Annotated in this window: 8 protein-coding genes; 7 read left to right on the plus strand and 1 reads right to left on the minus strand. The window is 65.9% G+C overall.

Features of this window, described 5'->3' with window-relative positions; genetic code table 11:
• Positions 1 to 17: 17 nt before the first annotated feature.
• The 6 genes from ABZW16_RS30010 (at position 18) to ABZW16_RS30035 (ending at position 6,794) form a co-directional block, all read left to right on the plus strand.
• Positions 18 to 905 (plus strand): SMP-30/gluconolactonase/LRE family protein, encoded by an 888-nt coding sequence (locus tag ABZW16_RS30010; RefSeq protein WP_354959441.1) that lies wholly within the window; start codon positions 18 to 20, stop codon positions 903 to 905.
• Entirely contained in the window at positions 902 to 1,516 is a 615-nt protein-coding gene (locus tag ABZW16_RS30015) for a bifunctional 4-hydroxy-2-oxoglutarate aldolase/2-dehydro-3-deoxy-phosphogluconate aldolase (protein ID WP_354959442.1), read from the plus strand. Before ABZW16_RS30010 ends, ABZW16_RS30015 begins: the two co-directional genes overlap by 4 nt.
• Before the next feature lie 349 nt (positions 1,517 to 1,865).
• Entirely contained in the window at positions 1,866 to 2,810 is a 945-nt protein-coding gene (locus ABZW16_RS30020) for a sugar kinase (RefSeq protein WP_354959443.1), read from the plus strand.
• Between the two features lie 10 nt (positions 2,811 to 2,820).
• Entirely contained in the window at positions 2,821 to 3,576 is a 756-nt protein-coding gene (locus ABZW16_RS30025; protein ID WP_354959444.1) for an SDR family oxidoreductase, read from the plus strand.
• Positions 3,573 to 4,718: a galactonate dehydratase gene (dgoD, locus tag ABZW16_RS30030; RefSeq protein ID WP_354959445.1), complete on the plus strand. Its 1,146-nt coding sequence runs from the start codon at positions 3,573 to 3,575 to the stop codon at positions 4,716 to 4,718. The genes ABZW16_RS30025 and dgoD overlap by 4 nt, the downstream gene beginning before the upstream one ends.
• A 120-nt stretch (positions 4,719 to 4,838) precedes the next feature.
• On the plus strand, positions 4,839 to 6,794 hold the full coding sequence (locus tag ABZW16_RS30035) for an amino acid transporter (protein WP_354959446.1): 1,956 nt from the start codon (positions 4,839 to 4,841) through the stop codon (positions 6,792 to 6,794).
• Between the two features lie 35 nt (positions 6,795 to 6,829).
• Here the strand turns inward: ABZW16_RS30035 and ABZW16_RS30040 are convergent, their stop codons facing one another.
• Positions 6,830 to 7,006 carry a hypothetical protein gene (locus tag ABZW16_RS30040; protein WP_354959447.1) on the minus strand — a complete coding sequence of 59 codons (177 nt, stop codon included), beginning with the start codon at positions 7,004 to 7,006 and terminating at the stop codon, positions 6,830 to 6,832.
• A 90-nt stretch (positions 7,007 to 7,096) separates the two neighbouring features.
• Between ABZW16_RS30040 and ABZW16_RS30045 the strand changes: the two genes are divergently transcribed.
• The gene (locus tag ABZW16_RS30045) at positions 7,097 to 7,648 is read left to right on the plus strand and encodes a hypothetical protein (RefSeq protein ID WP_354959448.1); all 552 of its coding nucleotides are present in this window, start codon (positions 7,097 to 7,099) and stop codon (positions 7,646 to 7,648) included.
• Positions 7,649 to 7,756: the final 108 nt, after the last annotated feature.

A 7,756-nucleotide genomic window follows, 5' to 3' on the forward strand; every position in this document is an offset into this window, starting at 1 on the left:
CATACCAGGAGCAAACGATGATCGAACTGAAAGCCGACCGGTGCTCGCCTCGGCCGGGCAGGCTGTGTGAAGGACCGGTTTGGGATGACTGCACCAATGAGCTGCTGTGGGTGGACATTCCGGCCGGGCGCATCCATCGTGCCGCGCTGCACGACGGCGACCTCGAACACCGGTCCACCGTTGCGGTGGGCAGGCGGGTCAGCGCGGTGGTGCCGTGCGCATCGGGCGGGCTGATCGCGACCGCCGTCGATACCTTCCTGCACATCACCGATGACGGGACGATCACCGAGGTCGCGGCACTTTCCCTGCCCGAGGACGGGGTGCGCCGACGGATGAACGACGCCAAGGCCGACCCGCGCGGCCGGCTGTTCGCCGGCACCATGTCCGAGGACGAAATCGTTGGCACTGCCGCGCTGTATCGACTCGATCCCGATGCGACGGTGCGCGTCGTGCGCGAGCAGGTGACGATCTCCAACGGTCTCGGCTGGAGCCCGGACGGCGCCACGCTGTACTACGCCGACAGCCCGACGCATCGGGTCGATGCCTTCGACTACGACATGGCCACCGGCACTTTCAGCGGTGGCCGGACCTTCGCGGAATTCCCGGACGGTCTCCCCGATGGATTGACCGTGGACGCCCGGGGTTTCGTCTGGGTCGCGGTCTGGGGCGCGGGACAGGTGCGCGCATTCGACCCCGCGGGCCGACCGCATGCGGTCATCGATATCGGCCCGGCACAGGTCTCCAGTTGCGCCTTCGCCGGACCGGATCTGGATGTCCTGGTGATCACCACCGCCGCCGAAGGTGCCGCGGCACCGGGTGCTGGCTCGCTGTTCACCTGTAGGCCCGGTGCGACCGGCCTCCCGACGAATACGTACTCCGACGCGAGGTTGGTGAGCAACCCATGACCACCGATCACGGCGTGCCCCTGGATCTGCCGGTGATCGCGATCCTGCGCGCCCCCTCGGCCGCCCGGTTCGCCGAGGTGACCGCCACGCTGCACGAGGCGGGCATTACCGCGGTGGAGTTCACGCTCAATACCCCCGGCGCACTGGACGCATTGCGCGACAGCTCCGGATTCGCCCACCCGGTCGGCGCGGGCACGGTACTCACCGCCCTCGATGCCGCACGAGCCGTGGACGCTGGTGCGACGTACCTGATCACGCCGACCGTATGTCCCGAGGTGATCGCCGAGGGCCGCCGCTTGGGTGTCCCGGTGATCTGCGGTGCGTTCACACCCACCGAGATCCACAGCGCTTGGGCAGCGGGCGCCACCATGGTCAAGGTGTTCCCGGCCGCGGTCGGCGGTCCCGGCTATCTGAAGGCGATTCGGGGTCCGCTGCCGCAGATCCCGCTGGTGCCGACGGGCGGAATCGGTCTCGCCGACGCCCGCGCGTATCTGGACGCCGGTGCCACCGCGCTCGGGATGGGCTCGCCGCTGGTCGGTGACGCGTGTATCAGCGGCGATCTGGACGCGCTGCGTGAGCGGGCAGTCGCGGTGCGAAAGGCACTGTTATGAGTGAGTGCGTGTCAGCGACAGCATGGGGTCGCGGTGCGAAAGGCACTGCTGTGAGTGAGTGCGTGTCAGCGACAGCATGGGGTCGCGGTGCAAAAGGCACTGCTGTGAGTGAGTGCGTGTCAGCGACAGCACGCCGTCGCGGTGCGAAAGGCACTGCTTTGAGTGAGTGCGTGTCAGCGACAGCATGCGGTCGCGGTGCGAAAGGCACTGCTTTGAGCGAGTGCGTGTCAGCGACAGCACGCCGTCGCGGTGCGAAAGGACCTGCCATGAGCGGCAATTCGGAGACCGCAGGCGAATCCGCGTTGGTGCCTCGGGCTGAGCGCGTACTAATTGCGTGGAAGCAACTGCCATGACCGGTGGCTTGGTAACACTGGGCGAGGCACTGGGGGTTGTCGCCGCCACCGAACCCGGTCCGCTGGCTCCCGGTGCAGCACTCCGCATGGATTTCGCGGGCGCGGAAGCGACGGTGGCCATCGGCGTCCGCAGGCTCGGCCACGACAGCGCATGGGTGGGTAGCGTCGGCGCCGATGCCGTCGGCACCATGGTGCTCGACCGGCTGCGCGCCGAACGCGTCGATATCTCGCGGTGCCGGATCGATCCGGAACTGCCGAGCGGTCTGATGCTGCGCGAGCGCCGCACCGCCGACCACATCCGAGTCACCTACTACCGCAAGGGTTTCGCGGGTTCGCGACTGTCGGCAGCCGATATCGACACCACCCAGATCGCCGCCGCGCGCATACTGCACCTCACCGGAATTACCCCCGCCCTGAGCCCATCCGCCCGCGACGCCGTCCACGCCGCACTCGATGCCGCCGTCGACGCCGGAGTGACCGTCTCGCTGGATATCAACTATCGCCGTGCACTGTGGTCGGAAGCCGATGCCACGGTGGAGCTTTCGAAGCTGGTCTCCCGAGCCGATATCGTCTTCGGCGGGCTCGAGGAAGCGGCCCTGCTCGTCCCGGCCGCGAGCCCGGACGCCATGGCGCAATCTCTTGCCGCACTCGGCCCTTCGCAAGTCGTGGTCAAACTCGGAGCCGAGGGCGCACTCGCACTGCACAGCGGCGAGCTGATCCGACAGCCCGCGGTGGCGGTCCGCAGTGTCGACCCGGTCGGGGCGGGTGACGCATTCGTCGCGGGCTACCTCGCCGGAGTACTCGACAACGGGTCCGCGCGCCACCGCCTGCGATTGGCCGCCACCTGCGGCGCATTCGCCGTATCCGTACCCGGTGACTGGGCGGGACTGCCGTCGCGGCACGAACTCGGCCTGATCACCGGCGCCGACATCAACCGATGAGGGGAAGAGCATGAGTCGTCTGGCAGACCGGGTTGCGGTCGTCACCGGGGCCGCCTCCGGCATCGGTGCGGCCACCGCCCACCGGCTCGCCGCCGATGGGGCCACGGTCGTCATCGCCGATATTGCCGAAACGGCGGGACGCGAGGTCGCCTCGAAGATCCGGGCGGCCGGCCATCGGGCCGAATTCGTCAGCTGCGATGTGTCCTCGGAAGAGTCCTGGATCGAACTCCGGCATCGGGTCAACGAGCTGTTCGGACCGCTGGACTTCTTGTGTAGCAACGCATCCCAACAGGCCACCATCCCGGTACACGAGCTGACCCGCCGGGCTTGGGACGACGGCCTCGCGGTCAATCTGACCCCGCTGTTCCTCGGCGTGCGCACCTTCATCGACGATCTGCGCGACCGCGGCGGCAATGTGGTCGCGATCTCCAGCGTGCACGCACATTTCGGCTTGCCCGGCTATCCGGTCTATGCCGCCGCCAAGGGCGGGCTGACCGCATTGGTCCGACAGTTGGCCGTGGAGTACGGACGCGCCCGCGTCCGGGTCAATGCCGTACTGCCCGGCCCGATCCTCACCCCGGTATGGGACGACGTCGACGAGGCCGGTCGGCGGCTGTCCGCCGCGGCCACCGCCCTGGACCGGATGGGCGCACCCGAGGAGGTCGCCGCCGCCGTCGCCTTCCTTGCCTCCGACGAGGCCTCCTTCATCACCGGCGCCAACCTGGTTGTCGACGGCGGCTGGAGCGTGCGAAAGGAGTCCCGGTGAAAATCACTGCACTCACCACCTACCTGGTCGCGCCGCGCTGGTGCTTCCTGAAGATCGAAACCGACGAGGGCATCACCGGCTGGGGCGAGCCGGTAGTCGAGGGCCGCGCGCACACCGTCGCCGCCGCCGTCGACGAATTGGCCGACTATCTCATCGGCAAGGATCCGATGAGTATCGAGGCGCACTGGCAGGTCCTCACCAAGGGCGGTTTCTATCGGGGCGGGCCGATTCTGTCGAGTGCGGTCGCTGGCATCGACCAGGCGCTGTGGGATATCACCGGAAAGGCGCTCGGCGTGCCGGTGTGGCAGTTGCTCGGCGGCGCGGTCCGCGATCGGATCCGGGTCTACAGCTGGATCGGCGGTGACCGTCCCGATGATGTCGCCGAGGCCGCGCTGGAGCGAAAAGCGCAGGGTTTCACCGCGATCAAGATGAACGGCTCGGCCGAACTGGAGCCGATCGATACACCACGCGCAACCCGGGAGATCGTCGACCGGGTGGCCGCGGTGCGCGCGGCGACCGGTGACGAGTTCGATATCGCCGTCGATTTCCATGGCCGCCTGTCGATTCCGATGGCGCGGCGGGTGCTGCCCTTGCTAGAGCCGTATCTGCCGTTCTTCGTAGAGGAACCGCTGGTCCCGGAATGCAGTGCGCAGATCGGCGAGATCACCCGCGCGACGAGCATTCCCATCGCGACCGGCGAAAGACTGTATTCACGTTGGGATTTCAACGCTGTCCTCGATCAGGGCATTGCCGTCGTACAGCCCGATCTATCGCACGCGGGCGGCATCTCCGAGGTCCGCCGCATCGCCGCACTGGCCGAAGGCCGCGATGTCGCCCTGGCCCCGCACTGCCCGCTCGGCCCGATCGCCCTCGCCGCGAGCCTGCAGGTCGGCTTCGCTACCCCGAATCTGCTCATCCAGGAACAAAGTCTCGGCATCCACTACAACACCGGCTCCGATCTGCTCGACTACCTACTCGACCCGGCCGTCTTCGCCTACCGCGACGGTTACGTCGAGCTGCTGCGAGCCCCCGGCCTCGGCATCGAAATCGATGAGCAAGCGGTGGCGCGAGCCGCGGTGCAGGGCCATCGATGGCGCAACCCGATCTGGTATCGAAAGGACGGCTCATTCGCCGAATGGTGATGTGCCCCTTGCGTGGCGTGGTATCGCACCGGGCTTCGTTATCCGTCGGAGAGTTCCCGTAGATTTGCGCGGGGTCGGAGATCATCCGGCGCAACCGGACGAATCTCGCAGGGGAATGTCATGACCACAACCCAGGAGCGACCGCGCTCGCCTTTCTCATCCTGGCTATTGCAGGGCGCGACCGACGAGCGGTATTCCCAGCATGCGGGTCCGATGCGCAAACCGGGTGATGCCGAACACGAGCGGTCCTGGTGGCAGGTGATGTGTTTGACCGGTGTCGACTACTTCTCGACCCTGGGCTATCAGCCCGGTATCGCGGCGGTCGCGGCCGGTGTGCTCTCACCGCTGGCCACGCTGGTGCTGGTCGCGCTGACGCTGTTGGGCGCGCTGCCGGTGTATCGGCGGGTGGCGCAGGAGAGTCCACACGGCGGCGGCTCCCTGGCCATGTTCACGCAGCACCTGCCGCGCTGGACCGGCAAGATCTTCATCCTGGTGCTGCTCGGCTTCGCGGCCACCGACTTCGTCATCACCATGACGCTCTCAGCCGCCGACGGTGCCGCGCATATCGTCGAAAACCCTTATGTCCCTTCGGCTCTGCACGACCACAATCTGCTGATCACCCTGGTCCTGCTGGCATTGCTCGCAGCGATCTTCCTGAAGGGCTTCGCGGAGGCCATCAAGATCGCGGTGACACTGGTCGCGGCGTATCTATCACTGAATGTTGTTGTCGCCGTTGTCGGTTTGTATCAGGTGCTCACCGCGAGTGATCTGGTCGTGGACTGGACGCATGCGCTGACCGCCGAACACGGCAATATCGCGGCCATGATCGGCATCTCGCTCCTGGTGTTCCCGAAGCTGGCGCTCGGGTTGTCCGGATTCGAGACCGGCGTCGCGGTAATGCCGCAGATCAAGGGCGCGCCAGGCGATTCCGAGGACAATCCGGTCGCGCGCATCGCCGGTGCGCGCAAGCTGCTGACAACCTCCGCCCTGATCATGAGCACCTTCCTCATGGTGACCAGCTTCATTACGGTCGTGCTGATTCCGGAGCAGGAGTTCGAAACCGGCGGATCCGCGAACGGTCGGGCCTTGGCCTTCCTGGCGCACAAATATCTCGGCGATGTCTTCGGTACCGCCTACGACGTCAGTACCATCGCGATCCTGTGGTTCGCGGGTGCGTCGGCCATGGCCGGACTGCTGAATCTGGTGCCGCGCTACCTACCCCGGTACGGCATGGCGCCGGAATGGGCGCGCGCGGTGCGGCCCCTGGTGCTGGTATTCGCGGTCATCGCCTTCGGTATCACGTGGTACTTCGACGCCGATGTCGACGCGCAGGGTGGTGCGTACGCGACCGGTGTGCTCGTGCTCATCACCTCCGCCGCGGTCGCGGTGACGCTGTCCGCGGCGCGAAAAGGCGAGCGCAACAAGGTGATCGGGTTCGGCGCGATATCGGCGGTCTTCGTATACACGACCATCACGAATATCTTCGAACGCCCCGAGGGTGTGCAGCTGGCCTCGCTGTTCATCGTCACGATCATCGTGGTGTCCTTCGTCTCGCGCGCCCGACGCTCCTTCGAATTGCGGGCCATCGAGGTGACTTTCGACGAAACCGCCGCCGCGATGATCGATCGGGCCGCGGCCGAGGGCATGATCCGCATCGTTACCCACGATATCGACCAGCGTCGACCCGAGGAGTACCGGGAGAAAGAGGCAGATCAGCGTCTGGAGAGCCACATTCCCGCGGACGCCCCCATCCTGTTCCTGGAGGTCATCGTCCGTGACGCCTCCGAATTCAGCACCGACCTGCGAGTGACGGGACTCGAATTGGCGGGCTATCGAATCCTCAGCGTCGAAGCCACCGCCGTCCCCAATTCCATCGCCGCGATCCTGCTCGCCATCCGCGACCGCACCGGCCTGGAACCGCATGTGTATTTCGAATGGACAGAGGGCAATCCGCTGGTCAACCTGCTCAAATTCCTCTTCGTCGGCGAGGGTGAGGTCGCACCGGTGACCCGGGAGATCATCCGCCGAGCCGTGCCGAATCCGGCCGAACGCCCGCACGTCCACGTCGACAGCTAGTCCATCCCCGCGGCCTGATCACTTGGCCCGCGGCATCATTCCGTCTCGGCCCGCTCGCCGCCGGGATGGTAACGGGTGAACATCGGCGTCCGGGTAGCGTTGCGCGTCGATTTCGCATCGGTCTTCAGCGACACGCGCGGAACACGGGTAATTGGGGCAAATCCCAGGAAGAAAACCGACTGGAATTCGGAAATTCGGTATCCCATCGACATTCGTCAATTGGGCGGCGCATGCTTGTACTTGTCTCGGCGTCGTTTGTCAGGGGGGGAACATCAAAGGAACCGGCAACGATTGGAAGGCAAATGGTCATCAAGAAATTGCTCGCGGCCGCGTTTATGGCCGTCGCGGCGACCAGCATTGCCACGGTCACCGCACATGGCGAGGCCGGGCTGGCGGATGTCAGCTTCACCGCTTCGGACGGCCCGATCGCCTACACGACGAGTCTCGCGGCGGATCACACCAGCGCACTGGTGACCCTCGCCTCCGGCAGATTCGACCTCGCGCCGGATGCCGTCAATGTGCTCGCGGACGACGGTGCGATAGTCGGCACTATCCCGACGACACTGCGCACCGAGGCGGGGCAGGCGCTTGCGGTGACACCGGCGCTGGACGGCACTGGCACGCAACTGAGCCTGACACCGGTCGGCGGGCCGTCCGATGAGGTCATCGCGTCGCAGAATATGCCCGGTGTGCATCAGGCATGGGGACCGATGTCCATTGCCATCGGTGCGACCTTCGGCTGCATGGTGGGCGTTGCGATCGGGATCTGGTTCTTCCTGGTCGGAGCCATCATCGGATGCGCAATCGGCGCAGCCTGGGGCGCCATGATGGGCCTCTACGCACCGTCCATGTGATCGGTCGATCAGTGGCGGTGATCGAACACAATGACCTGCGGGTATAGTAAATAAGATGATGTAGTAGTCAAAAATAAATCTGCTGATATTAATAGGCAAGTTCATGTC

The sequence above is a fragment of the Nocardia sp. NPDC004604 genome (assembly GCF_040609795.1).
Lineage (GTDB): Bacteria > Actinomycetota > Actinomycetes > Mycobacteriales > Mycobacteriaceae > Nocardia.

What these genes read in the sequence shown, in the direction of transcription:
- ABZW16_RS30035 (WP_354959446.1), top strand. Translation starts at nt 4,839, where the DNA reads ATGACCACAACCCAGGAGCGACCGCGCTCGCCTTTCTCATCCTGGCTA.
- ABZW16_RS30020 (WP_354959443.1), top strand. Translation starts at nt 1,866, where the DNA reads ATGACCGGTGGCTTGGTAACACTGGGCGAGGCACTGGGGGTTGTCGCC.
- ABZW16_RS30045 (WP_354959448.1), top strand. Translation starts at nt 7,097, where the DNA reads ATGGTCATCAAGAAATTGCTCGCGGCCGCGTTTATGGCCGTCGCGGCG.
- ABZW16_RS30040 (WP_354959447.1), bottom strand. Translation starts at nt 7,006, where the DNA reads ATGTCGATGGGATACCGAATTTCCGAATTCCAGTCGGTTTTCTTCCTG.
- ABZW16_RS30010 (WP_354959441.1), top strand. Translation starts at nt 18, where the DNA reads ATGATCGAACTGAAAGCCGACCGGTGCTCGCCTCGGCCGGGCAGGCTG.
- ABZW16_RS30025 (WP_354959444.1), top strand. Translation starts at nt 2,821, where the DNA reads ATGAGTCGTCTGGCAGACCGGGTTGCGGTCGTCACCGGGGCCGCCTCC.
- ABZW16_RS30015 (WP_354959442.1), top strand. Translation starts at nt 902, where the DNA reads ATGACCACCGATCACGGCGTGCCCCTGGATCTGCCGGTGATCGCGATC.